General features: G+C 54.6%; 23 protein-coding genes. 8 read left to right on the top strand and 15 right to left on the bottom strand.

Annotation, left to right across the window (positions count from 1 at the left end; all coding sequences use genetic code 11):
- Positions 1–88 precede the first annotated feature (88 nt).
- A complete protein-coding gene (locus R1T46_RS14775; RefSeq protein ID WP_286749064.1) occupies positions 89–757 on the top strand; it encodes a J domain-containing protein in 669 nt (222 codons plus the stop codon).
- Here R1T46_RS14775 and R1T46_RS14770 read toward each other — a convergent pair.
- The 4 genes from R1T46_RS14770 to R1T46_RS14755 form a co-directional block, all read right to left on the bottom strand.
- Positions 728–1732, bottom strand: coding sequence for a bile acid:sodium symporter family protein (locus R1T46_RS14770; RefSeq protein WP_317305947.1), 1005 nt, complete (start codon positions 1730–1732; stop codon positions 728–730). The two genes, R1T46_RS14775 and R1T46_RS14770, sit on opposite strands and share 30 nt — an antisense overlap.
- The gene (locus tag R1T46_RS14765; RefSeq protein WP_317305946.1) at positions 1729–2409 is read right to left on the bottom strand and encodes a FadR/GntR family transcriptional regulator; all 681 of its coding nucleotides are present in this window, start codon (positions 2407–2409) and stop codon (positions 1729–1731) included. The genes R1T46_RS14770 and R1T46_RS14765 overlap by 4 nt, the downstream gene beginning before the upstream one ends.
- 88 nt (positions 2410–2497) lie before the next feature.
- Complete coding sequence (locus tag R1T46_RS14760) at positions 2498–3979, bottom strand: NAD(P)/FAD-dependent oxidoreductase (RefSeq protein WP_317305945.1); 1482 nt, start codon at positions 3977–3979, stop codon at positions 2498–2500.
- A 78-nt stretch (positions 3980–4057) separates the two neighbouring features.
- Entirely contained in the window at positions 4058–5026 is a 969-nt protein-coding gene (locus R1T46_RS14755; protein WP_317305944.1) for a beta-ketoacyl-ACP synthase III, read from the bottom strand.
- 186 nt (positions 5027–5212) lie between these two features.
- Between R1T46_RS14755 and R1T46_RS14750 the strand changes: the two genes are divergently transcribed.
- Together R1T46_RS14750 and R1T46_RS14745 are read left to right on the top strand one after the other, a co-directional pair.
- Positions 5213–5995, top strand: a complete 783-nt coding sequence (locus R1T46_RS14750) for a hypothetical protein (protein ID WP_317305943.1) — start codon at positions 5213–5215, stop codon at positions 5993–5995.
- Positions 5996–6086: 91 nt separating this feature from the next.
- A complete protein-coding gene (locus tag R1T46_RS14745) occupies positions 6087–6341 on the top strand; it encodes a YdcH family protein (RefSeq protein ID WP_036207155.1) in 255 nt (84 codons plus the stop codon).
- 322 nt (positions 6342–6663) lie between these two features.
- Here the strand turns inward: R1T46_RS14745 and R1T46_RS14740 are convergent, their stop codons facing one another.
- The 7 genes from R1T46_RS14740 to R1T46_RS14710 form a co-directional block, all read right to left on the bottom strand.
- Complete coding sequence (locus R1T46_RS14740) at positions 6664–6831, bottom strand: LysR substrate-binding domain-containing protein (RefSeq protein ID WP_317305942.1); 168 nt, start codon at positions 6829–6831, stop codon at positions 6664–6666.
- Between the two features lie 32 nt (positions 6832–6863).
- Positions 6864–8078 carry an MFS transporter gene (locus R1T46_RS14735; RefSeq protein WP_317305941.1) on the bottom strand — a complete coding sequence of 405 codons (1215 nt, stop codon included), beginning with the start codon at positions 8076–8078 and terminating at the stop codon, positions 6864–6866.
- Positions 8079–8170: 92 nt separating this feature from the next.
- Complete coding sequence (locus R1T46_RS14730) at positions 8171–9091, bottom strand: peptidoglycan-binding domain-containing protein (RefSeq protein WP_317305940.1); 921 nt, start codon at positions 9089–9091, stop codon at positions 8171–8173.
- A 110-nt stretch (positions 9092–9201) separates the two neighbouring features.
- Positions 9202–9912, bottom strand: coding sequence for a methyl-accepting chemotaxis protein (locus tag R1T46_RS14725; protein WP_265091752.1), 711 nt, complete (start codon positions 9910–9912; stop codon positions 9202–9204).
- A 481-nt stretch (positions 9913–10393) separates the two neighbouring features.
- Positions 10394–11206: an MCP four helix bundle domain-containing protein gene (locus R1T46_RS14720; protein ID WP_317305939.1), complete on the bottom strand. Its 813-nt coding sequence runs from the start codon at positions 11204–11206 to the stop codon at positions 10394–10396.
- A gap of 83 nt (positions 11207–11289) precedes the next feature.
- A complete protein-coding gene (locus R1T46_RS14715) occupies positions 11290–12255 on the bottom strand; it encodes an ABC transporter substrate-binding protein (RefSeq protein ID WP_075194829.1) in 966 nt (321 codons plus the stop codon).
- A gap of 291 nt (positions 12256–12546) precedes the next feature.
- A complete protein-coding gene (locus tag R1T46_RS14710; RefSeq protein ID WP_317305937.1) occupies positions 12547–13809 on the bottom strand; it encodes an MFS transporter in 1263 nt (420 codons plus the stop codon).
- Between the two features lie 225 nt (positions 13810–14034).
- Between R1T46_RS14710 and R1T46_RS14705 the strand changes: the two genes are divergently transcribed.
- Entirely contained in the window at positions 14035–15483 is a 1449-nt protein-coding gene (locus R1T46_RS14705) for a malate:quinone oxidoreductase (RefSeq protein ID WP_317305936.1), read from the top strand.
- An 83-nt stretch (positions 15484–15566) separates the two neighbouring features.
- Here the strand turns inward: R1T46_RS14705 and R1T46_RS14700 are convergent, their stop codons facing one another.
- From R1T46_RS14700 to R1T46_RS14685, 4 genes are all read right to left on the bottom strand, one after another.
- Positions 15567–16874, bottom strand: a complete 1308-nt coding sequence (locus tag R1T46_RS14700; protein WP_317305935.1) for a carboxylate--amine ligase — start codon at positions 16872–16874, stop codon at positions 15567–15569.
- A gap of 142 nt (positions 16875–17016) precedes the next feature.
- Positions 17017–17247 carry a hypothetical protein gene (locus tag R1T46_RS14695; RefSeq protein WP_164732125.1) on the bottom strand — a complete coding sequence of 77 codons (231 nt, stop codon included), beginning with the start codon at positions 17245–17247 and terminating at the stop codon, positions 17017–17019.
- A gap of 9 nt (positions 17248–17256) precedes the next feature.
- On the bottom strand, positions 17257–17508 hold the full coding sequence (locus R1T46_RS14690; protein ID WP_126812753.1) for a hypothetical protein: 252 nt from the start codon (positions 17506–17508) through the stop codon (positions 17257–17259).
- Positions 17509–17605: 97 nt separating this feature from the next.
- A complete protein-coding gene (locus R1T46_RS14685; protein ID WP_126812751.1) occupies positions 17606–18379 on the bottom strand; it encodes an SDR family oxidoreductase in 774 nt (257 codons plus the stop codon).
- 139 nt (positions 18380–18518) lie between these two features.
- Between R1T46_RS14685 and R1T46_RS14680 the strand changes: the two genes are divergently transcribed.
- The 4 genes from R1T46_RS14680 (at position 18519) to R1T46_RS14665 (ending at position 23173) form a co-directional block, all read left to right on the top strand.
- Positions 18519–19430 carry a LysR family transcriptional regulator gene (locus R1T46_RS14680; protein WP_127402383.1) on the top strand — a complete coding sequence of 304 codons (912 nt, stop codon included), beginning with the start codon at positions 18519–18521 and terminating at the stop codon, positions 19428–19430.
- Between the two features lie 107 nt (positions 19431–19537).
- On the top strand, positions 19538–20329 hold the full coding sequence (locus tag R1T46_RS14675; RefSeq protein WP_127401240.1) for a substrate-binding periplasmic protein: 792 nt from the start codon (positions 19538–19540) through the stop codon (positions 20327–20329).
- A 52-nt stretch (positions 20330–20381) separates the two neighbouring features.
- Positions 20382–20843 carry a (2Fe-2S)-binding protein gene (locus R1T46_RS14670; RefSeq protein WP_317305933.1) on the top strand — a complete coding sequence of 154 codons (462 nt, stop codon included), beginning with the start codon at positions 20382–20384 and terminating at the stop codon, positions 20841–20843.
- Complete coding sequence (locus tag R1T46_RS14665; RefSeq protein WP_317305932.1) at positions 20840–23173, top strand: xanthine dehydrogenase family protein molybdopterin-binding subunit; 2334 nt, start codon at positions 20840–20842, stop codon at positions 23171–23173. Before R1T46_RS14670 ends, R1T46_RS14665 begins: the two co-directional genes overlap by 4 nt.

Here is a 23173-nt window from a genome sequence, read left to right as displayed (position 1 = left end):
GGTGAACGCTTTTTTTATATCCTATGTGACCAGATTACATTTGTCTCTCTAAAATTTAATGAAAGTCTGATGAATGAGTTATAACTCTATGAATTGTTGGGAAGTATTGGGTATCGAGCCCACCGGTGATCATGCCCGTATCAGGGCGGCTTATGAGCAACAAGAAAAGTTCGCCTCTGGGGAGGAGCTTGAACGGTTGCGGCAGGCTTTCAAGGAAGCAACGGGCGGCGAGCCGCAAACGGACAACGAACCATCCGATGCCGGTAATGAAGAACAGCCTCAGGTTGCTGATACCCCTGTGGCAGTGAGGCAGGAGGATCAGGAGCTGGATGCCTCGGAACGACAAGTGGTGCGAGAGGTGGTGATTCAGGTCCGAGCCCTGCTGAACGATTCCAGCCGCAGCAAGGACGCACAGATCTGGAAAGCCATTCTCGGGGAGCCTCCTGCAGATCAGCCTCATGTTCGCAAGGAAATTGCCGACGCGCTGGAGCCTCAGGTTCGGCCGATGGCGGAAAACGGCAGTTTCCCGGCGCCGGTTGTGCAGTTTCTGGCGGGGTGGTTCGACTGGTATAGCCTGCGGGACGCGCAGGAGCATGACGCCGAGGAGGACATGGAGGCGGAAACGCCAACGGGTGATCAGCAGCCACAGGAAGAACTGCCGCCGCAGATGGTTAACTTCTGGCCCGCGGTGATAGGCTGGATTGTCGGCTTGGCCGTATTAGCAACCTTATTCAGTGGAATGGGGGGCGGCGGCTGACGCAGCCTCAATCCTGCGGCGATACGCCTGAGCCAGCATGGCTCCCACAATGACCTGTATCTGGTTGTAGCACATGATCGGCAGCACGATCATGCCAAACCCGGGGTGTCCGGAGAACAGCACCTTGGCCATGGGAAGGCCGGACGCCAGACTCTTCTTTGAGCCGCAGAACACCACGGCAGCCTCATCCTCCAGGCTGAATCCAAACCGGCGAACCACAAACATCGCCAGTACCATAAAGAATCCCAGCAGCGCGAAGCACAACCCAATGGCCAGCAGAATCGCCTTCAAAGGCAGGTTTTGCCACAGGCCACTCGCGACCGAATGGGAAAAGGCGGAATACACGATCAGCCAGATCACACACTGGTCATAGCGGGAGGTGAGCGTTCCGTGCCGAGCCAGGAAACCACCCAGCAGAGGACGCAGGCCGTGGCCAACCGCAAACGGCAGAAGCAGTTGTAGCACGATGTCTTTGAGCGCCTCAGCGACCGAAAACCCGCCGTCGCCCGACGTGCTCACCAGCAGCAACAGCAGGAACGGTGTCAACATCATGCCAAACACATTGGAAGCGGCGGCGCTGCAGATGGCGGCGGGCACGTTGCCCTTCGCCATGGCCGTATAAGCAATCGAGGAAGAGACGGCCGACGGCAGCACGCCCAGATACAGGAACCCCAACCCCAGATCCGCCGGCATCCACTGAGGCGCAAAGCGGCTGATTTCGTTGATGGGTAATGCCACCAGGGGGAAAAAAACGAAGGTGAAAGCGGTAATGATAATGTGCAGCCGCCAATGGGTGGCACCGGCCACGATCTGTTCACGTGAAAGCGCCGCGCCATGAAGGAAGAAAAGGAGTGCCACAGCCACGGTGCCAGCGGTTGCCAGGGCGTTGGCGGCATCACCACGCACCGGCAGGAACGTGGCAAGGACAATCGCACCCAACAGCAATAGCGTGAAGGTATCGAGCCTGAATTTCATGGATGCTTCTTCCCCAAGGCTTTAAGGCTCGGCTGGAGCAAAGCCCTCGACAGGGTTTCCGCCTTAACGGAGTCCTGTCGTCGAATCGCGGCGAGTAGCAGTTCATGATCCTCCTGGGAAGGTTCAGGAAGTTCTGAATCGAGCTCGGTCAGTTCAATGGTTTGTGTCACCGCATGGGCAAAATAGTCGTACAGCTCCGACAGGGCAGGGTTGTGTGACGCTGCGACCAGGGCTGTATGAAACGCATGATCGTGACGGATTCGGCTTTCAACATCGTCACCGGCTTTCGCCCGCTCATCCAGAGCGAGCGTCATTTTCTCCAGGTCCTTTGCGTCCCGACGTTCCGCTGCGAGCTTTGCAGCTTCGGTCTCCAGCATAATCCGTACTTCGAGCTTGTCTCTTAACTGAGCGCGGTTGATCCTTCGCAGGGTTTCTCCAGCGTCCTTCGTGGCTCGAACGTAGGTGCCATCCCCCTGACGTGTCTCCAGCATGCCGACATGCACCAGGACCCTGACCGCTTCACGAACGGTGTTACGGCTCACGCCGAGGGATTCCGACAGTTGCGCTTCAACGGGCAGTCGTTCGCCAATCGCCCAGTGATTTTTTTCAATGGCTTGGCGCAGGCTTTCTATGGCGGTTTCGACGAGAGAACCCTTGGAGATTCTGGCGAGCTGCATGTTTAAGATCCTGATAAATGATGACCCAATCATCCTATGAATACATCCGAACTGTCAAATTGACGAGCGTGGATAGAGAAAATAAAGACTAAGCTGAAGGGTGCAGGAACTCGTAGTCATCCGGGTTCACCTCTCGCGTGGCCTTGCGGTAGGTGAAGGTGAAGCCGGGCCAGTTCACCGTGTTCTTACCATCACTGTCCAGATACCAGGAGTGGCAACCGGAATCCCAAACGCTGTTTTTAAGCTTTGCCTGAACGTCCTCAGAGAAAGCTCGAAGCCGATCTGGTTTTATATCCATAGCCATGCCGGGTGTTGCGCTCAATGTGTTGATGCAACCGAGCACATACCGGACCTGAGACTCCAGCATATACACAATGCTGTTGTGGGCGAGGTTTGTGTTGGGCCCGTAGAGCATGAAAAGGTTGGGGAACCCGGAAACTGTAATGCCCTTATAGGCCTCAGATCCATTGGTCCAAGCTTGGTTAAGCGACACGCCATTGCGGCCGGTGATGTTTATCGGCGCCAGGAATTCCGAGGCTGCAAACCCGGTTCCCATGATAATCGTGTCCAGCTTATGCAGAGCACCGTCGGTGGTAATAACGCCTTCCTCAACGACGCGCTCAATACCAGTGCTGACAAGCTCGACGTGAGACTGATCAACGGCTGAATACCAGTCGTTGGAAATCAGTATCCGTTTGCAGCCGATCTTGTAGTCCGGAATCAGATGCCTGAACTTCTCGGGATCGCTAACCTGGTGTTTGGCAAAACGCTTCGCCTGCCTGGCAAAGATTTCGAGCAAGCTGTTAAAACGGGTGAAAGCCAGGGCGCGACTTTCGTTCTTCCAATAGATCAGGAAACGATAGATGCGGTCCCAGGCTGGAACTTTCTGGAACAGTGTCTGTTCCCATTTATAGAACGGCCGGTCGGGCTTCGGCAGCACCCAGGCAGCAGAACGCTGGAAAAGGCTGAGAGCGTTTACCTGTGGCACGACTTCTGGCACAAACTGAATGGCGCTGGCACCGGTGCCAATCACGCCAACGTTCTTGCCATTCAGGTCGTGGCTATGGTCCCAACGGGCGGAATGAAACGTCTTGCCCGCAAAGGTATCCAGGCCGGGGATGTTCGGCCAGGCTGGCTGATTCAGCTGGCCGGTAGCGGTGATGATAATATCGGCAGTCAGGGAGTCGCCGTCGGTGGTGGTAACTGTCCAGGTGTTGTTGGCTTCGTTGAAAACTGCGCTGTCGACTTCCTTGTTGACCTGAATATGCTTCGCCAAGCCATACTTCTCAACGCAGTTTCGCATATAGCCGAGAATTTCAGGCTGCAACCCGAACTTACGTGACCAATCGTGTTTGGGTTCAAAGGAGAAGGAGTACAGGTGAGACTGGACGTCACAGGCAGCGCCGGGGTAGGTATTGTCTCGCCATGTGCCCCCGACCCCAGAGGCCTTTTCCAAGAGGGTAAAGCTCTCTATCCCGGCGTTCTGGAGTTGTATGGCCATACACAGACCGCCAAAGCCGGTGCCAATAATGATGACAGACGGCGTTGTACTGCGGGCACTCTCGTTCACGGAATCTTCCCTTTGACGTTATTATGGGAATTCGGATACCGAGTAGAGTATACGTCTAACGTGAATGGCGGTAGATGGTTAGAATCGAATTAACGCAGAACCCCATGTAAACCCACCGCCGAAGGCTTCCAGTAGCAGCACCTCATTTTTCTTGATGCGTCCGTCGCGAACGGCAACGTCCAGCGCTAGCGGAATCGACGCGGCGGAGGTGTTGCCATGTTTGTTGACGGTGACCACTACCTGGTCCATGGACATGTTCAGCTTGCGAGCCGTGGCCGCTATAATTCGTAAGTTCGCCTGATGCGGCACTAGCCAGTCCACATCGGACTTCTTCATCTGGTTGGCTTCCAGGGTTTCGTCCACAATTCTACCCAGGGTGTTCACGGCAATCTTGAAGACTTCATTGCCCTTCATGTGAACATGGCCTTTGCCGGCCCGAACCTGGTCGAAACCATCGCCAATACCAAAGGGAACGTGGAGCAGGTCTTCGTATTTGCCGTCAGCATGGATGTGGGTCGACAGAATGCCGGTTTCCTCGCTGGCTTCCAGCACCACGGCGCCGGCACCGTCACCGAACAGCACACAGGTGCCTCGGTCTTCCCAGTCCAGAATGCGGGAGAACAGTTCCGCGCCAACCACCAGAACCTTTTTGCTGCTGCCGGTTTTGATGAACTTGTCAGCCACCGATAATGCATAGACAAACCCGCTGCAAACCGCCTGGATATCGAAAGCCGGGCAGCCATGGATATCGAGTCGCGCCTGTAGAATGCACGCTGAGCTGGGAAAAATCTTGTCAGGGGTGGACGTGGCGAACACAATAAGGTCGATGTCTGCAGGCTGAAGACCGGCGGCTTCAATGGCCTGGCGGGATGCTTTTTCAGCAAGATCGACAGTGGTTTCGCCTTCTACGGCGATGTGTCGCTGTTCAATGCCGGTACGCTCACGAATCCACTGGTCGCTGGTGTCGACGATTTTCTCCATGTCTTCGTTTGTCATGACATTTTCGGGCAGATAGGAGCCCGTGCCGACAATTCGCGCGTACGTCATGTGCTAGTTTCCTCAGGTGAACGGATCAATACTCAGATTCTTTCAATCATCCTATACCCTATTGATCGCTCCCAGCTATTAGCATTTTGTCAAAGATGAGCGGGAGATACCCCGGAAAAGCTGGTACTCAGCCTGTAATCAGCTATACCTGTAGACAGGAACTCTTGTTGTGAAGGAGTGCTGCTGATGACAGACCTTCCCCTCGGTATGAAGTACTACCTGCTTATTCTCACCTCAAGCCTGATTGAAGACCTCAATGACTATGGCGTCAAATGGATCGCGAACGAACCGGGCGTTGCGATTCGTGACGTTGAAAAGGCGTTTTTCTGTGCCCGGGCCCTCGAAACCAAAATGCCGGACGAACCGGGCCAGGCGGACCCGCGCCTGTGGCCGGAGCTGATGAAGTCTATCCATACCATTCGGCGTGTCCTGGACGTGGTCGAGAAAACCACGTTTGATGCCGTGATCGCCGAGGCTATGGAAACCACATCCGATATCGCCCGAGCTGATATCAGGCACGTCTTCGAAAAAAAACGAGAAGCAGGGGAAGTAGATTTCCGGCTTCACGGACTTCTCAACACCAGGCCGGACTCCGGCGAATCGGACCCGGCAGTGCGCGAGGCCTTCATGATGAAACGGGCGCGTCGCTATCATAGCTTTATGGCGTTCGACGGCGCCACACTGAACGACGACGAGAAGGTGATACTCAATGACGCGCAATCGGTCGCCCGCCACATAATGGATGGCGACCGTGATAACCGTCGAATTGATGCGTTGCTCGTTATGGGCGCCGTGCTGATTGAAACGGCCAGCGTTAGACCGAAAGCCAGGATACCCCGGCTGATCCGGGAGAGCTTCGATCGCATGGCCACCAAGGCCGCGATGGCTCTCGGTGCCATTGTCTACCGTGATGAGTATCGTGAGTTTAAAGCTTCTCTCGGATTGGAACGGCTGGATTCGGATTTATAGGGAGCTGCTTTATAACGTTTTAACGGTTCACAACTCCCGATGATGAATGGCATCCTGACTGACCACTCTGCGAAAAGAAGGAGACGAGGTAATGGGCATTTCCAACCACGAACTTCATAACGAATTCCCCCAGTTTGGCGAATTGATCGACGAACTGAGAAAGAACGACCCGACGTTCCAGCACCATTTTCGGCAGTACGCAGAGCTGGACCAGGAAATCGAAGGCCTGGAACGCAGGGATGCCCCGATCGGAGACGATCAGTTGCACCAGATGAAACAACAGCGACTGCAACTGAAAGATGATCTGTATAAGACGCTTGTAAAGAAGTCGAACGGGGCGGCATAGGTACAAGTTGCTAGGCTCAAAGGCCCCAAAACAAGGCCTCGTAGTGGTTTCCAAGTATGGGGCCGGACAGGAATCATCCATAAAATAGGTAACTACTTAAAACCGATTACGGTTTAACCCTTTGTTGTTATCGATAGATGGATGATTGAAATGAAAAGAGCCGCATCACTGTACAAAGGGTGGAGAATGAAGCGTAACTTCCTCCACCTGGTCCTGACCATGGAACCCCGTCTTCTGAAGGACGTTGGTTACCCACCTGAGCTTGTTGCACAGCGCCTGGATACACCGTTCTGGAAGTTCTGATCTGTTATAAAACAGATGACTACAGAGACATCCTTAGAAACTGGATGAACTCCCTGGCACGCCTTGGCAGGTACCGCCGATCCGAATACATTGCGTAGATCGAGCGGGGTACCGGCTCCGCGCCAAGCTTTAAATGCTGAAGCGTGCCGGCTCCAAGTTCCGCTGCCACATAGTCGCGAGGCACCATTGCGATGCCCAGCCCCTCTTTTACGACCCCGATTAATATAACGGAACGTTGTTGTCCGCACGCTCTGGGCCGGACTGCTGACGCCATGCCAACAGAAATATCGCGAGCCCGGCAACGGCGGTTGTGGCACCAACATACCCTGTGGACTGCCATCCAAGGCCGGCACTGATAGCCATCCCGCCCAGCCAGGGTCCAAGAGCATTGGCCACGTTGAACGCTGCGTGGTGAGAGGCGGCGGCCAGTGTCTGGGCACCGTGCGCCACGTCCATCAGGTGGGTTTGCAGCGCGGGCCCAAGGCCAACCATCAAGGCGACCAGGAAGCACATCACCAGCATGGTCCAGATGGTTTCTGTGGCGTAGGGATACAGAAGCAGCATGCTGATGCTCCACAACAACATCCAGCCAACGCTGCGGAACTGGAGGCGATCAAACAGCCAACCTCCGAGGATGTTGCCAACGAATCCTCCGAGCCCGAAGACCGCGAGTGCGATCGGAATCCAGAAGGGATTGACCCCGGTGACTTCCAACAATGTTGGAGCCATATAGCTGAATACACAAAACATGCCGGCAAACCCGATGGAGCCGATGGCGAGCGGATACCAGATTTCCGGGCGATTGAACGCCCGGATCTCCGAGAATGGGCTTTGCCGTTCCTCTTGTCGATTGAGGGGCAGGAAAAGAACAATCATCAATCCGGTAAGGGCTGCGATAGCACCCACAAACCCAAAGGCATACCGCCAATCCAGATGTTGCCCAAGAATGGTTGCCAGTGGGTTTCCGATCAACAGCGCGAGGGTAAGCCCCATCATGACCAGGCTCACGACCTTGGCGCGTTTGTTAAAAGGTACGAGTGAGGCGGCAACCAGGGCGGCAACACCGAAATAGGCGCCATGGGGGAGGCCGGCGATGAACCGGAACACCAGAAGTGATCCGTACCCCGGCGCCAGGGCACTGGCAATATTTCCCAGCGCGTAGAACGACATCAACAGGATCAGCAGGTGCCGCCGATAAAGCCTGGCACCGCCAATGGCCAGGAGCGGCGCTCCCACGACAACGCCCAGCGCGTACGCACTGATCAAGTGGCCGACCTGTGGTTCCGTAACCCCCAGATCCGCGGCAACGCCGGGCATCAGCCCCATGATGGCAAACTCTCCCGTACCTATCCCAAACCCGCCCATGGCGAGTGAGAATATGATCAGTGTAATCCTGGCGGGAGAGTAGGGAGCTTCCTGCAATTGAGAGGGCATGGGGTGGTTGGCCTTGGCTGCAAGTCAGTAAATTTGAAACAAGGCCGCCCAGTGTGAGCTAATCCAACGCATTTCGGAATACGCGTATGTCCTCAGATCAGCCAGCCGAAGAGGAAGTCGAATAACGAGCTGAAAAAACCGCCACTGCTTTTCGCGACAGTGGTGGATTCCGAAGTGTTGTCTGAGGTCGAACTCGTTGCCTGCGATGACTCCGAAATCTCCGGATTGCCAGAAGCCGTCGGTTCTTCTGGCAACTGGTAGTCAACATCCGTTGATGTCTCTTCGGTCGCCTCGGAAGGCACATTGAGAGCCACGGAAGGTTCTGCATCAACGGTTGAGAGCTCTTCGACCGTTGATGTCTCTTCAACAATTGAGGGCTCGTCAATGGTTTGGGGCTTCTCCATGGCTGAGGGCTCTTCAACAGCCGCAACTGCAACGGGTTCGGTTTCAGGTTCCTCTGCGATTTGAGGTTTAGGCTTTGAATCTTGAGCTAATTCCGTTTCGGGCTGAATCACCGGCTTATCGTTTGTTGCTACGATGGTCTCCGGAGCAGGTGCTGATTCTTCTTCCAAGGTTGGCGCTTCAGTCGATACTGGCACTGGCTCCGGCTTAACCTCCGGTTCAGGCGCAGCCGCAATGGGTTGTTTTGCACTGGGTGACCCGAAACGCTGCTTGCTGATTCCCGCGTCAGCCATTGCCCCCTCACGGCTTCGCGCGCTGTTGCCAGTCACGGCATCGCCATCCTTAACGGCGATTCCCAGGGCAGACAACGTTTGTGGGTCCAGATCGCCAGTGGCCTGCAACCCCTCTCGACCGGATTGATACTTCCGGATGGCCGAGCGCAGGGTGTCGTCCATCCACCCATCGGCCTTGCCAATATCATAGCCAGCACCGTAGAGGGCATTTTCAGCAGCAAAGATGGTGTCGGCAGGATCGGCCTGAGCGACTGCACAAAAGGACACCGTCAGCGCCGCGAGAAAGCCGGGCATCCTGGTAAAACGTGAATGGCTCATGGGTGAATCTCTCCCTGATACGCTGTATTTATAGCTATTGTTTGAGTATTGAAAGTATCAGTAATTGAACATGTCGCCCATGACGCAGTTAACACAAGCGAAAAAGGGTCCTAGTTTGACGTTTTAAAGCGACGCACCAGGCCGTTAAGGTCTTCCGCCATCTCCGCCAGGGAATTGCTGGATTGGTTAACGTGGGCAATATCGTCGGTGAGCTTGTCGATGGCACTACTACTGGCCTCCACGTTCTGAGTCATCTCAGCAGCGGTCGCCCGCTGTTGCTCAGTGGCACTTGCAACCTGCGTTGTCATATCCACAATCCGGTTTACGGCCGCCATAATTTCTGACAGAGCAGCGCCAGACTTGCCGGCTTCTTCACTGGCTTCAGAGGCCATCTGTTTGGCCTTGCTCATATCAACCACCGCGCCGGCGGCACCGCTTTGCAGATTCGAGACGATTCGCTCGATATCGACCGTTGAATCCTGAACCCGCTTGGCAAGCCCCCGGACCTCATCAGCAACCACCGAAAACCCACGGCCTGCGTCTCCCGCACGTGCTGCTTCGATGGCGGCATTGAGGGCGAGGAGGTTGGTTTGTTCTGCGATAGCCTGAATAACGTCCAGTACGTTACCGATCTCACCGGATTCCTGCTCAAGCCGTTGGATGCGCTTTGACCCTGCCTCGACCTGTTCTGCGAGTCGGGAAACGGATTTAACCGCGGTCGACACCGTTTCCTGGCCGGTTCCTGCCAGCTCGGCGGCCTGGCGTGCGGATTCATCCGTGTCACTGGTGTTGGACGCGATTTCGTCGGAGGTGGAGACCATTTCCTGCATCGCCGCCGAAACTTGAGTCACCTGGTCCCGTTGTTGTTCGGCATTGGCTGTGGTGCTGTTTGTAATGCCAGACAACGACTCGGATTCCGTACTGAGACGCCGGGACGACTCGACAATCCGGGAAATGATGTCTTCCAGGGTTTCCAGGAAGGCATTGACCGCTGAGATAAAATCGCCAATCTCGTCAGGGCGGCCCTTGGTCAGCCGGGTAGAAACGTCGCCTTCGTTATTTCCAATGTTTTCCAGGTAACCCAGAATTTCTGACCGGGCACGCTTGACGCTGTTGCCCATCATACGGCTCATCAGCAGGGCGACCACCAGGCCCAGAACGACAGACGCAACGAATGCGGCGAGTGTCAGGTTGAGTGCCGTCTCGGTCTCTGCTTCCGCTTCGTCGGCCACGGTTTCGAGGGAGGCAAAAACCTCTTTCTCAAGATTCCTCGCCATGTCAGTGATTTGGGGGCCGAGTACGTCAAGCCTGTCTTCCTTTGTTCGGATCATCGCCTTTTGCTGAACCAGCAGCTCGTTGACCGAAGCCTGGTATTTCTCGAGTGCCGCTATCGCGGTATCGAAATACTGCCTGACGTAGTCGGGGACCGAATCCATGTCCAGAAACTCGAGCGCATCGGAAATATCCTCCATGGCATAACCCAATTGCAGTTTCCGAGGATTCGTCGCCATCGGCAAAGAAGCGCTGTGAGGCCATTCGCATCATAAGGGTATCGTGGATCAGCTGTTCCAGAACGACGCGCAACCGGCTGTCCGGTTCTCTGTTGGTAACGCCATCAATGGCCCTGCGCAGTGCCTCTGATGCTGTGGGGCCGTATTGGTCCAGTTCGTCGGCAATGATATTTTTTACTTGCTGCTTGGCGGGCACCAGTTCGCTTTTGAAGACATTCGCGTACTGCAAAGTCGCCTCTTCGATCTCTGCAACCAGTTGCACACGGTCGGCACTTTTGATCGTCTGTTGCGCTGCCGACAACTCCCTGAAGAAATCTGTCTCCAACTGCTCGAAGCGGGCCAGGATGTCTTCGTTACCGGTGGCGTAGTAGTCGAAGACTCTCAGTCTCATGGTGTAAAGGTTGATAAGCACACCGGTCGCAACGGCGGTTTCCGGTGCCAGATCCCTTGCCACCGTATCCATTCGCGCATCAAGGCTCTGAAATTCCCGGATGCTGTAAAAGGTGACGAGGGCGAACAAAAGCAGAATGAAAACAGGTGCTATCAGGAGTTTTCCGCTTACACCAAGCCGGCGTTCAATGAATTCTAGTTTTTCTACAGCCACTGGTCTGCCCCTCTATGCGTGTATGCGTGCGAGATCTCTTGGTTAACGGCTGTTCCGGCATAATCTGGAGCCGCCCAACCAATTTATTCAACGAAGTTTGCTTGGGTCGCAATCATGGGGGAAAGCTCCAGGTTCCAATGAGCCATGCCGCTTCGGCTATAGATGTAGTGCCCGCTCAGGGAATTCATTTTCGGAATCCGGGCGGGCTTGACACCATTAAGGATGAGGGATGCCAAGCGAGCGGCAGTAATGCCCTCCTGGTGAGCTGAAATGGTGAAGCCGCCAATGGCTTGCTGCTTACCAATGTTGATATCCCAAAAGGAAAAGATGGGAACCCGGCTTTGATTGAACGCTCTGGTAATGAGTTCGTCCGGTGCGATGTAGGTGCCCTCTGCATCCCGGATGGTGTGGTGGGTGCCAACGATGATTGCATCGTACAGTTCGTGAGCCCGAACAACCGACTGCAACCAGGTGTCTTTGTCGTTGGTAAGGACGATGTCCAGTTTGGAGCCATATATTTCGGCACTTCTCTTGTCGCCGAAGTATTCATTGACTGCGTTTCGCATGGTGGGTGAGTCGTCCATTAATACAAGAAAGTGTTTATCCACTTTCAATACTTTCTGAAGATGACGGATGCTCTCCTCAAAAAATGGCCGTTCCAGCAAACCGGCGACCAAATCGTGTTCCAGGGTAGGGTGCTGCGCGGGACCGCCGTTGACACCCAGGAATACAACCGGAATCTTCCGCTCAACCAAGTGGTTGGCCATGAGGGAGAATGCGTTGTCGTCTCCCAGAATGGCAATGTCAGGCTGGATCTCGGTAATGGATTGCTGGAGGCTGGCTACTTTTTGGGGCCATTCTGATTTCGGCAATCTTTTAGTGTCGAGGGCAAGCACGTGAATGTCGTGGTCGTCGCCCAGCACTGATTGGACGGCGGCGATATAATCAGCGTCCCATTTATAGCCTTGATGATAGCTCTCGATAATCACCACAGTTTTGCTGAAACACAGGGGGCTTACTAGCAGAAGAGCCAGGAGGAGCGTACGCATTGGGTGTTCCTTATTATTGTCCGAGTGAAGTCTGCACCCGTTCTTTCTTGTTGAAAGCGCTTGTTTTTATCGTTATTCCGTTGAACCAAACAGGAACCGTGCCAGCTTTCTAAGTTATTGTTTTATAGAAGCATTTGCGAATGGGTAGGCGTTGGGATTGGGAACATCGGCTCTGAGTGTCTGGTTTTAGCGACACAATGTTCAGAATGGGGATAAAGCTGTCTGATTTATCGGACAGTGCTGTCCTGATATCCGGACTTCGGTAGGGTAAGTTGGGACGGTCTCCGTGGCTCAGGCGTCTGTTTCGAACGTCGAGGCTCGGCAGGATGCCCAGGCGAACCCCAGTAATCCGACAATTGGGCCGGGAACCAGCAGCCAGGCCGCGTCCAGACCGATACGATCGAACAGCGCGGTGGTTGCAGCGATCGATACCACGGTAATCGCAAAGCCGATGGAATTTTGAATCGCCAGCGCGGCACCAACTACTTCCTTTGGGCAAGCTTGCGCGGACAGGGCGGAGAACTGGGGAGAATCCGCAATCACGGTCGCGCCCCAGGCGAGTAGGAGTATTCCCAGCCACATGGCAGGCAAGTCACGCCAGAAGAGAGCAAACACCACTGCGCAAACACAAGAGGAGACCAGTGCACCGACCGCAACTTTTGCACTCCCAATACGACGTGACAGGAATCCCCCAACAAGACACCCCAAAGCGCCGATGCCAATGATACTGAACGCCATACCCGATAATCCGACGGCCGAGTATTCACTGATGAGTGCCGTATTGGCCACAAGCAGTGGTACGACTGTCCAGAACGCGTAAAGCTCCCACATATGCCCGAAATAGCCCAGGGCTGCAGCACGAAATCGATTGACCTTGAAGGCGTCAAAGACCGTCAGCGGTCGCTCGGAGCCGGTGCCCGATGATTGTTTTTTCTGGCCTGCACCTGGTAAATGAGGGCCATCTCCAAGCAGATGGATAAGAACGGCGCCAAATAGCGCAAGTAGCGATGATGCCAGGATGACGTACTGCCATGGCAGGTCCGCACCGGCTTCTCGCAATGCATGGGGCAGTGCGGTGCCGAGCGTCAGCATGGCGACAAGCTGGGCGAGGGCCTGCCCGGTCCGCTCGGGAGCCCAGCTGACGATCAACTTCATGCCCACGGGGTAGATGCCCGCCAAACTCAGGCCAACCAGGAAGCGGAACACAATGCCACTGGCCAGACCCTCCGAAAACCAGGCGAAGCAGGCATTGAACAAAGCACCGCAAGCCGCACTCACCACAAAAATAAGACTGGCACGATACCGCTCTGCCAGGCCTCCCAAAGCCATGATCATTGTGCCCAGGATAAAGCCGCCCTGAACTGCGTTGGTCAGCCAGCCAATATCAGCAGCACTGATTTGCCAACTGGTCATCAGGGTATCCGTAGCACTATTGGCGCTGAACCACAGCGATGTTCCGAACAGTTGGGCGAGGGCGATTGTCGCAACGGGGCCAAGCCTGCGCAAAAACCTTGAAGGGATGGGGGTAGCCCCCTCAAATTGTCCAGACGTCATAAATGCGCTCCATATCCGTCGCGGCCATCAGTGTAGACTGACCGGCTGGCACAGTATACTGATGCACCATTCGGCATTTGGCGTAGAAACTGGACGCCAGATGAAGTGCCCAGATGGAAAAACAGGAATGTGGCAGGTTTTCAGTGTTCGCTGGAAGCGTGGTACCTTCGGGCAAGCAGACTTTATCGTTGGATATCAGAAAACTAAAGCGGGTGGATAGACTCTATGGACGTAATGATCATCGGCGCGGGGATTATGGGAACCACGTTTGCCACGTTGGCAAAAGAGCTGGCTCCTGAGTTGAATATCACCATCCTGGAGAGATTGGAGAGCGCTGGAGAGGGTAACTCGTGGGTGTTCAACAACGCCGGCACGGGACATGAGGCGAACTGCGAGCTGAATTACACGCCGGTGGACGAAGAGGTTATCTCGGTCGAAAAGGCCTTGAAGATCCATGCGCAATTCAACGTGGCCAAGCAGTTCTGGGCGCACCTGATCAAAAAAGGCGCGATCAAGGACCCCAAGACGTTCATCAATCAGACCAAGCACTGCACCATCGTCTCTGAATCCTCAATCGACGAATTGCGACTGCGGTTCAAGGAAATGTCTGCTCATCATTTTTTTGAGAGCATGCGTTTCTCAGAGGATTTCGACGAAATCAAGAGCTGGATCCCCTATTTGATGGAAGGGCGTCCTCGCCATGAAAAGATGGCGGCGACCGTCATAGAAACAGGCACGGACGTGAATTTCGGTGCTCTGACCCAACAAATGGCTGAACACGTTGCTCAAGACCTGGGTGTGAAGATTGAGTACGGCACCCATGTTAAACGCGTACACAAGAGCCCCGCGGGGAGTTGGCTTATAGAAACCGAACGCCATGGAGCCCACGCTCGTTACAAGGCTGATGTACTGTTTGTTGGTGCGGGTGGGGGGGCATTCCCGATCCTGAAGAAAAGCCACCTGCCGTTTGCGAAACGGTTTACAGGCTTTCCCGTCGGCGGGCGGTTCCTGCAGGCCCCGATCAGCGCAGAGCAGGCCGATCATTACCGGGCTAAAACCTATGGCAAAGCAAAAGTAGGCGCGCCCCCCATGTCGGTACCGCATCTGGATTTGCGAGTGGCGGATGGCCAGCACTACCTGTTGTTCGGCCCGTTTGCCTCTTTCAAGCCCGTTCTGGAGAAAGGACGTGGATTCTTTGACTACCTCCGGGCAATGCGCCTGCATGATATCCCAGGATTGCTGAACGTCACCCTGGAGCACTTCCCATTGGTGAAATACCTGGTTTCAGAAACCTTCAAGGGCGAGAAAAGCATGTTCGAGGAGCTTGAAAGCTTTGCGCCCGGCCTGAGCAAAAAATTTGACTGGAAACCGGTTCACGCCGGCCAACGGGTCCAGATTATCAAGGACGGCGATCTGCAGATGGGTACGGAAATCCTCGTGTCCAAGGACAAAACCTACGGAACCTTGTTGGGAGCATCGCCAGGGGCATCGGTTTCGCCGGAGGTAATGCTGAGGTGCCTGGAACAGCTGCTACCGGCCATTTTTACCAAAGAGGAAACCAGGAAAGCGAAGAAAGAGATTTTTCCTGAAGATGATCTGGATACCCTGGCCACGAATCCTGATCGTTATCGGGAAATTCGTGATGCCGTTAATAAGCAGTTGGGAATAGTTTGAAGTAGGGGCGTTCCATGATTCCGGAGTTGCAGGTCAGAATCATGGAACGCTATCCGAATAGCACCTGAATGGGCGGTGACTACCTAGACATAAAAGTCCAGGTCCTCCTGAGCTTTCAACAGGTCCCGCATCTTGATGGGGTCATCACCATAGAAGAAGACCAGGCCCCAGTGAGTACCGAAGGCGGACCGGTCAGGAACCGTTTCTTCCGTCGGTGCAACGAGTTCATGTGACTCGAAATAGGGGTGATCAACACATTCCGGAGGCATTTCCAGCTTGCTGACCACGCGGCGGCGCGGATAAACACCGAAGCAACCGGCATAGCCCTTGGCATCGACCACTTCGCGTGGGAAGAATTTTTCCACTTCCTCTTTGGTGCTCTTGGGGTCAAATACCAGCATTGACGCCTGGTACGCGTTAAACCCATACGCACGTTCAATCAGCTCAAACGCCTTGAAGCCGGGTGGGCGGTAAGCAACCTCACCAAAGTACATTTCACCATCAGCAGTAACGAAGTACTCAGGGTGAATCAAGCCAAACTTAATATCGAACGTTTTGATCAGCAACTCGATCTGCTTGGTGATGGCATTACGCCAGCTTTCGAGTTGCTCGGTCGCCGGAACGAAAACGGAATAGCCCAGCGTTACGTACTCAGAGATATTGAGAAATTTGATCTTGCCGTCGTGAATCCATGCCTCAACGGCAAACTCCCAGCCGCTCAGATGGCTTTCCATGAGCAACGGATATTCTTCCGCTGGAATGTTGTCAATTTCCTCAAGCGTACGGATCATTCGATGGCCGAGGCAACCAGCCTTGTCAAACGCCTTGACGTGAATGGGGTCGTCCGGGTCGCCATCCAGTTTCAACAGGGTCTGGTTGACACGCTTCATGAAACGGACGATGTCGTCTTTCTCGTGGGCCTCCTCGAAGATCCCGACCCGAATGCCGCCAAGCTGGGCACGGCGCTTCATCAAAGCCTTGTCACGGAACAGAATCGACTGCCCGTACATGCGAGGGCTGTCCAGGAGCACTGAGTTGATCGCCCCAGACCACTCAACGGTCTCTTCGAACAGCGGTATCGCAACATCAACGCCTTCCTCTTTCAGCCTTTGAGCAATCTCCAGGGACCGATCATTCAAACGGATAAAGTCCCAGGGAATAAAGGGAATCTTGTTTGCGGTACAGAAATCCGTAGCCCAGTCCGGAGCAACAACGATGTAGCGGCGGTCGAACTTCTGCGCGGCCTTGATGGCATTGACGCTCCAGCCAAGCAGGGCGATATAGCCTTTGTTCGGATCCTTTGGGGTCTCGGTTCCCTTAACAGAGTCCATGTCAGGATCAAGCCAGGCAGCCACATCATTTGATAAGGGCGCTTCTTGTGTTGTCGACATGTGTCGTTCTCCTTGCACCTTGCCCGATAGGAGCATGTAAGTAGTTGAAATTATTGCGGGGCAAGTGTCGTGAGTTAATACATCCTCTCTACCAACATAGTCGCTATCAACCCAAAATGAAAAGAAGATGGTGTTTATGCCGCTAATCGCTGTCAGCGCGAAACACAGCGCCACTATGAAGTACTGGATACGCATTTTTGGCAATTTCACCCAGTAACCGGATGCCGGCGATACGTTCGTTGGTGGGTTGCTCTATCGGTTGTCGGACCTGGATATAACCGCTGCCGGTCTTGAAGCGTTGGGCGAAGACCCGGAGCAACTTGAAGACATACTGACCTTTGCCAGCGCCTGTCGTGCGCACGCGGTGACTCATGCAGGCGCCTTATAGCTTTCTCGCAAAGATGACTGCGGTCAGTGCCGGCACGCCGAAAACGAACAAGAAGATAGGCAGTTCCGCCATAAAGGAGTATCCGGCATGAAGGATCCCAACCCCCATGTTTACCGCTGCGCACAGGAACCAGGCAACAATGTAGAGGGGCAAAACAGATTTGAACGTCCGGCCCGTAGTCCGGGTGACAATGATCGCAACAGCCAGAAGAGCGAAACCACCCAGAATAATCATTAAGGTATGCATTAATTGAGTCCTCTAGTACTGGTATATGGCGAGTGAAGAGAATGAGGTCGACAGTAGGTTAAGGAGGCGGTAACACCGCCTCCTCTTGGTTGTCCGATTACTTGGTAGTATAGCCACCGTTCACTAAAATGGTTTGCCCCGTCATCCACCATCCTTCGGATACCATGAATCGCACATAGGGGACGATATCCTCGATTTCTGTTAGCCCAGACTTGGAGAACGACGAAAGGGCGGCTGCCGTTTTGTGAAACGCTACAGCATCGTCGCTTTCTGCTGGGTAGAAAAAAGGTGTATCCATTGGGCCGGGACCAATGGCGGTCACTGAAATGCCGCGTTCCCCAAATTCTTTGGAGGCGGCCCGGGTAAAGTGTTCCACTGGCGCTTTCATACCCGCATATGCCGCATAGAAAGGTGTGTAGGCGCCCAACAGAGAGGTCACTAACGTGCAGATCTTTCCATTGTCATTGAGGTATTTCCCCGCCTCTTTCAGGAAAAAGAATGCGGACTTCGAGTTAATCGCACTCATGGCGTCGTATTCTTGCTCGCTGATTTCTACCATGGGCTTCTTCAACACCATGCCTACGGTATTGATCGCAATATCCGGCTTGCCGAAAGTCGCCTCGGTGTCTGCAAATAGCTTTTCGACATTGTCAGCCTTGGTCAAATCCTGTTGAAAGATCGCAGCTTCAGCCCCTGCGGCACGAACCTTAGAGGCCGTTTCTTCGGCCGCTGCCTTTGTTGAATCACTGTTGTAATGAATAACGATGGCTTTCGCTTTATGGGCGGCAAGGTCCTCTGCCAGGAGCCCGCCCAGGTTCTTGGCGCCACCGGCTATGAGCACTACTTTGCCTTCAATGCTGTTTCGAGACATTGTCTTTATCCCTTGCTGTGTGTTTTTCGATTGGCGGATGCTTCCCGCCAGGTTCACAATCAGGTTAGGCTGTAGGTTATCCTGAATAAATAATGCATTTAGAACAGCAGTTGTCGAAAAACACGAACAATTGGATGGTATGGACAGGATTCGGCAAGTACAGGTTTTTATCCAGGTTATGGAAAGCGGGAATTTCACGCGCGCGGCTGAAGCACTGAGCATTCCCCGCTCGACCGTATCTACGACTATCCAGGCCTTGGAGGATCGGCTGGAAGCCCAACTATTGCAGCGTACGACCCGGCAAGTTGTGCCCACTCACGATGGGTTGCAGTTTTTCGAGGCTGCACAAACGCTTGTAGAGGCTTTTGAGGCGGCAGAATCGATATTTCGTCAAAGCCCCCAACAGGCAGAAGGGCGCTTGCACGTAGATATCCCGAGCCGTATCGGGCGTCGTATCGTTATTCCGGCATTGCCTGAGTTTCTGAAGCAGAATCCAAGGGTAAAACTGGAATTCAGTATGAACGACCGAATCATCAACATGCTGACGGAGGGCGTGGATTGTGTGGTCAGGGTCGGACACCTCCCAGACTCCGAGCTGGTATGCAGAAAATTGGGTGATATCGAAGTCATAAACTGTGCCAGTCCGATTTATCTAGCGCAGCATGGTACGCCGATGTCTCTAGACGACATGGGTGGCCACATTCTTGTCAACTACGCGGTCAATCTGCCAGCGTTAGCGGCAGAATGGGAATACGTGGAGGACGGTCGGCAACGGGTAATGAAAATGCAGAGTGCGATTACCGTGGATAACGCAGAGGCCTATATCGCCAGTGCAAAGGCAGGTATTGGCATTATTCAGGTTCCAAAATTTGACGTTCAGGATGATCTTGAAAGCGGGGACCTGGTACAGATTCTCGAAGCCTATAAAGCACCCTCCTTACCTATATCGTTGTTGTATCCGAGCCGTCGAAATCTGCCGTTGAGATTACGTGTGTTCCAGAGCTGGGTAACGGAATTGTTATCAAAATATGGTTTGTGGAGGGACGGTTAATGACGTCCAGCTTCGGTTAGTGTTCGTCACAATTGTCTATACTTATCAGACTATAAGAACGGCGATGACTGCCGTTTCCGAACCAAAAGCGTAGTGGGGCGCCTTTCATGCAGCGTGCAGTATCAGTTGCCATACATTATGGAGTTGTCGCGGTGTTGCTGGTGTCCTTTGGAGCTATTAGCCACGCGGCTGCACCAACGTCAACGGTAAAAATCTGTTATGAGTCCTGGGCTCCCTACATCTTTAAGGATCACGAGGGAGAGATGCGCGGCATTGCCGTGGAACTGATGAATACAGCCCTTAGTGATCTGGAGTTGGAAGCCACTTACGAGGAACTACCGTTCAAACGCTGCGTATCCGAGGTCCAGTCAGGCGCATCGGACGTTGCCATGCCAGTAACGGAAGGGCGGAGCTATCTACTGCACTCACGGACGGTGTTCGCTCACTGGACGTTGGCTGCGATCGTACCTGAGAGTCTATCCATTGAAGAGCCGGTAACTCTGGAGAAGCTGAACGACGTTAGCGTGCTTATTATCAGCGGCTATGTATACCCGGAAAATATTGCACGCTGGGCAGAAACCCATCCGGATATTACAGACATAACCTATTCCGCTGATGGCGAAGGGACGGTGCCTTTCCGCATGCTCGAATTCGGGCGGGCCGACGTATTCATTGAGGACAATTTCTGGAGCGCCAATCTGATTCAAGATCACGATCTGTCGCTTCGCGTTCTGGAACCCGCACTGGGTTCCGCTGTCAGTGTTGCCGGTTATCGCAAGGAACTTACAGGTCTGCGCGATGACATTGACCGTATCCTGGAGACACGAGGACAGTCTTTCAGGGATGAGCTGTTTACGAAGTACACCGGTTATACCGAGTCGTTTTTCTCCGGTCAGTAAACTCAAGCTTCCCGATAAAGCAAACCTAACAACATGGTGATGGGAGAGACCAATGGTCAACCTGAGGATAAACGGACAAGAGCACGAGCTGGACGTTCCGGATAATATGCCCCTGCTGTGGGCACTTCGTGACGTTGTGGGAATGAAAGGCACCAAGTTTGGATGCGGTATCGCGCAGTGCGGTGCCTGCACCGTTCATCTTGATGGGGTAGCGACCCGGTCCTGTGTAATGCCTGTTTCTGCCGCCAAAGGTGAAATCACAACGATCGAGGCCATGTCTGATGACGCGGTTGGCCAAAAAGTCCAGCAGGCCTGGCTGGACCTGGGTGTAGCCCAGTGTGGCTACTGCCAGGGCGGCCAGATCATGAATGCCACAGCTCTGTTGAAAAAAACACCGCAACCGGAAACCCAGGAAATCGTCGACGCTATGGCGGGTAACCTTTGCCGGTGTGGAACCTACAATCGTATCCTTGCGGCGATTGAACGGGCCGCGGACAAGGAGGCCAGCTCATGAGTCAATCAGACGATACACTGCTGCTTGCCAATGTCAGCCGCCGCGGTCTGTTAAAGGGATTGGTTGGGGGCTCAGCGCTCCTGCTGGCCGCCCGATGGGACATGGGATTTGCCAATGAACAGGCGCAGTTCGGTGCCGGCGCCATGCCGGGCGGTTGGGTCGACAACCCGAATGTATTCATACACATTAACGCGGACGGTCTGGTTACGATTATCAACAACCGTGCCGAAATGGGGCAGGGGATTCGCACCAGCCTGGTCATGGTAGCCGCCGACGAACTGGGCGCTGACTGGAATCAGGTTCGAGCGGAACAGGCAGACGGCGATCAGGATAAATTCGGCAACCAGAACACCGATGGTTCCCGCAGCATGCGTCACTGGTACACCCCCATGCGCCGTGCGGCCGCTGCTGCCAGGCTGATGCTCGAGCAGGCTGCGGCCAATCAATGGGGTGTATCGGTTGACGAAGTAAGGGCGGATATTCACAAGGTTGTTCATCCTTCCACTGGACGGGAACTTGGCTTTGGCCAGCTTGCAGAAGCCGCACGGGAGCTGGACGTTCCTGGCCGCGACGGATTGGTTCTTAAATCCGATCGCGAACTGCGTTTCATTGGGAAGGAATCCGGCCTGATTAATGGCGAGCTGAAATCCGCGTATCCAAAGGCAATCGATGGTGAAGACATTGTCACCGGCAAGGCGATTTTTGGCGCTGATGTGGATCTGGAAAACACCCTCTATGCGGTGGTGGCCAGGCCACCGGTCTACGGCGCGACAGTGAAGAGCGTCGATGATAGCGAGACCCTAAAGGTCGCAGGGGTAAAGAAAACTGTACGCATTGATGGCACTGGCCAGCCCGCGGCATTTAACCCGCTCGGAGGTGTTGCGGTAGTAGCCACCAACACCTGGGCCGCGATGGAAGGCCGCAGAGCCCTGAAGATTGAGTGGGACAATACCCCGGCCGGTGACAACGCCGGTTACACATCGGATGTTTACCGGGAAGCTCTGGAAAAAGCAGCACAGTCACCAGGGAAGGTGGTACGCCAGTCCGGTGATGTTGAGGCCGCTTTGAAAGAGGCCGATAAGCGGGTGTCAGCCACCTATTACATGCCCCATATGGCTCAGGCTCCCATGGAGCCCCCCGTAGCCGTGGTTCGAGTAAACGCGGACAAAGCCGAGGCCTGGGCGCCAGTGCAGCACCCCAGGGCGACACGAGAAGGTATAGCCGGGGTTCTGGAGCTGGACCTGGAAAAGGTGACCGTTCATCAAACCTTGCTGGGTGGCGGTTTTGGCCGTAAATCGAAGCCCGACTTCGTGATTGAGGCCGCTCAAGTGGCCAAGGCATTTGAAGGGCAGCCCATCAAGTTGCAGTGGTCCCGTGAGGACGACATTCAGCATGCCTACTTCCACGCGGTTTCTGTGGACCACCTGGAAGCGGGCCTCGATGCCGATGGCAGAGCGACCAGTTGGCGCCACCGTACCCTGTCTCCCAGCATTGCATCGCTGTTCGCCCCGGATCCAAAACACAAGGGGAGCTTCGAGCTGGGCATGGGGTTTAACACCATGCCATTCAGCATTCCCGCTATTCGTTTGGAGAACCCGCCGGCACCGGCCCATGTCCGCATTGGGTGGTTCCGCTCGGTGTACAACCTACCGCATGCGTGGGCCATCCAGAGCTTTGCCCACGAAATGTCAGTAGCGGCCGGCAAGGATCATCGCGATTACGTGCTGGACCTGTTGGGGCCAGGGCGTGAGGTTCACAATCTCACGGTGGGCGACGGCTGGAACTACGGTGAAGATCCTGAGATGTACCCAATTGATGTGGGCCGCATGCGCCGGGTTATTGAGCGTGCCACCGAAGAAGCGGGCTGGGGAAAGGAAAGAGCAAAGGGGCGTGGCCTTGGGCTTGCCTTCCACCACAGCTTTGTTTCCTACACCGCCGTCGTCTTTGACGTGGAAGTGGATGACGGCGGGCAAGTGACCATTCACCGCGCCGACATTGCCTTTGATTGCGGGCCGCAGGCCAACCCGGAGCGTATCCGGTCACAGATGGAGGGTTCCTGCGTGATGGGAATCGGCATTGCCCTGCAAAATGAGGTGACGTTCCAGGATGGTGTCGCTCAACAAAGTAACTTCGACAGATACCTGTTGCCGCGAATGCCAAACGCGCCGAAAGTGGTCCGGGTGCACCTGATTGATAATCCCGATGACGCCATGGGCGGTGTTGGCGAGCCGGGATTGCCGCCGGTCGCGCCGGCACTGTGCAACGCCATCTACGCAGCCACGGGGAAACGCATCCGGCGTCTTCCTGTTGGTGATCAGTTGAGTGCATGA

This window comes from Marinobacter salarius (genome assembly GCF_032922745.1).
In the GTDB taxonomy this organism is placed as follows: domain Bacteria; phylum Pseudomonadota; class Gammaproteobacteria; order Pseudomonadales; family Oleiphilaceae; genus Marinobacter.
Note: the sequence above shows the minus strand (reverse complement) of the source record. Positions and strands in the feature narration are given on the sequence as shown.

What these genes read in the sequence shown, in the direction of transcription:
- R1T46_RS14770 (WP_317305947.1), bottom strand. Translation starts at nt 1,732, where the DNA reads ATGAAATTCAGGCTCGATACCTTCACGCTATTGCTGTTGGGTGCGATT.
- R1T46_RS14705 (WP_317305936.1), top strand. Translation starts at nt 14,035, where the DNA reads ATGGACGTAATGATCATCGGCGCGGGGATTATGGGAACCACGTTTGCC.
- R1T46_RS14690 (WP_126812753.1), bottom strand. Translation starts at nt 17,508, where the DNA reads ATGCATACCTTAATGATTATTCTGGGTGGTTTCGCTCTTCTGGCTGTT.
- R1T46_RS14755 (WP_317305944.1), bottom strand. Translation starts at nt 5,026, where the DNA reads ATGACGTACGCGCGAATTGTCGGCACGGGCTCCTATCTGCCCGAAAAT.
- R1T46_RS14730 (WP_317305940.1), bottom strand. Translation starts at nt 9,091, where the DNA reads ATGAGCCATTCACGTTTTACCAGGATGCCCGGCTTTCTCGCGGCGCTG.
- R1T46_RS14670 (WP_317305933.1), top strand. Translation starts at nt 20,382, where the DNA reads ATGGTCAACCTGAGGATAAACGGACAAGAGCACGAGCTGGACGTTCCG.
- R1T46_RS14700 (WP_317305935.1), bottom strand. Translation starts at nt 16,874, where the DNA reads ATGTCGACAACACAAGAAGCGCCCTTATCAAATGATGTGGCTGCCTGG.
- R1T46_RS14725 (WP_265091752.1), bottom strand. Translation starts at nt 9,912, where the DNA reads ATGGTCTCCACCTCCGACGAAATCGCGTCCAACACCAGTGACACGGAT.
- R1T46_RS14675 (WP_127401240.1), top strand. Translation starts at nt 19,538, where the DNA reads ATGCAGCGTGCAGTATCAGTTGCCATACATTATGGAGTTGTCGCGGTG.
- R1T46_RS14685 (WP_126812751.1), bottom strand. Translation starts at nt 18,379, where the DNA reads ATGTCTCGAAACAGCATTGAAGGCAAAGTAGTGCTCATAGCCGGTGGC.
- R1T46_RS14680 (WP_127402383.1), top strand. Translation starts at nt 18,519, where the DNA reads ATGGACAGGATTCGGCAAGTACAGGTTTTTATCCAGGTTATGGAAAGC.
- R1T46_RS14735 (WP_317305941.1), bottom strand. Translation starts at nt 8,078, where the DNA reads ATGCCCTCTCAATTGCAGGAAGCTCCCTACTCTCCCGCCAGGATTACA.
- R1T46_RS14750 (WP_317305943.1), top strand. Translation starts at nt 5,213, where the DNA reads ATGACAGACCTTCCCCTCGGTATGAAGTACTACCTGCTTATTCTCACC.
- R1T46_RS14665 (WP_317305932.1), top strand. Translation starts at nt 20,840, where the DNA reads ATGAGTCAATCAGACGATACACTGCTGCTTGCCAATGTCAGCCGCCGC.
- R1T46_RS14710 (WP_317305937.1), bottom strand. Translation starts at nt 13,809, where the DNA reads ATGACGTCTGGACAATTTGAGGGGGCTACCCCCATCCCTTCAAGGTTT.
- R1T46_RS14740 (WP_317305942.1), bottom strand. Translation starts at nt 6,831, where the DNA reads ATGGTGCCTCGCGACTATGTGGCAGCGGAACTTGGAGCCGGCACGCTT.
- R1T46_RS14775 (WP_286749064.1), top strand. Translation starts at nt 89, where the DNA reads ATGAATTGTTGGGAAGTATTGGGTATCGAGCCCACCGGTGATCATGCC.
- R1T46_RS14745 (WP_036207155.1), top strand. Translation starts at nt 6,087, where the DNA reads ATGGGCATTTCCAACCACGAACTTCATAACGAATTCCCCCAGTTTGGC.
- R1T46_RS14695 (WP_164732125.1), bottom strand. Translation starts at nt 17,247, where the DNA reads ATGAGTCACCGCGTGCGCACGACAGGCGCTGGCAAAGGTCAGTATGTC.
- R1T46_RS14715 (WP_075194829.1), bottom strand. Translation starts at nt 12,255, where the DNA reads ATGCGTACGCTCCTCCTGGCTCTTCTGCTAGTAAGCCCCCTGTGTTTC.
- R1T46_RS14765 (WP_317305946.1), bottom strand. Translation starts at nt 2,409, where the DNA reads ATGCAGCTCGCCAGAATCTCCAAGGGTTCTCTCGTCGAAACCGCCATA.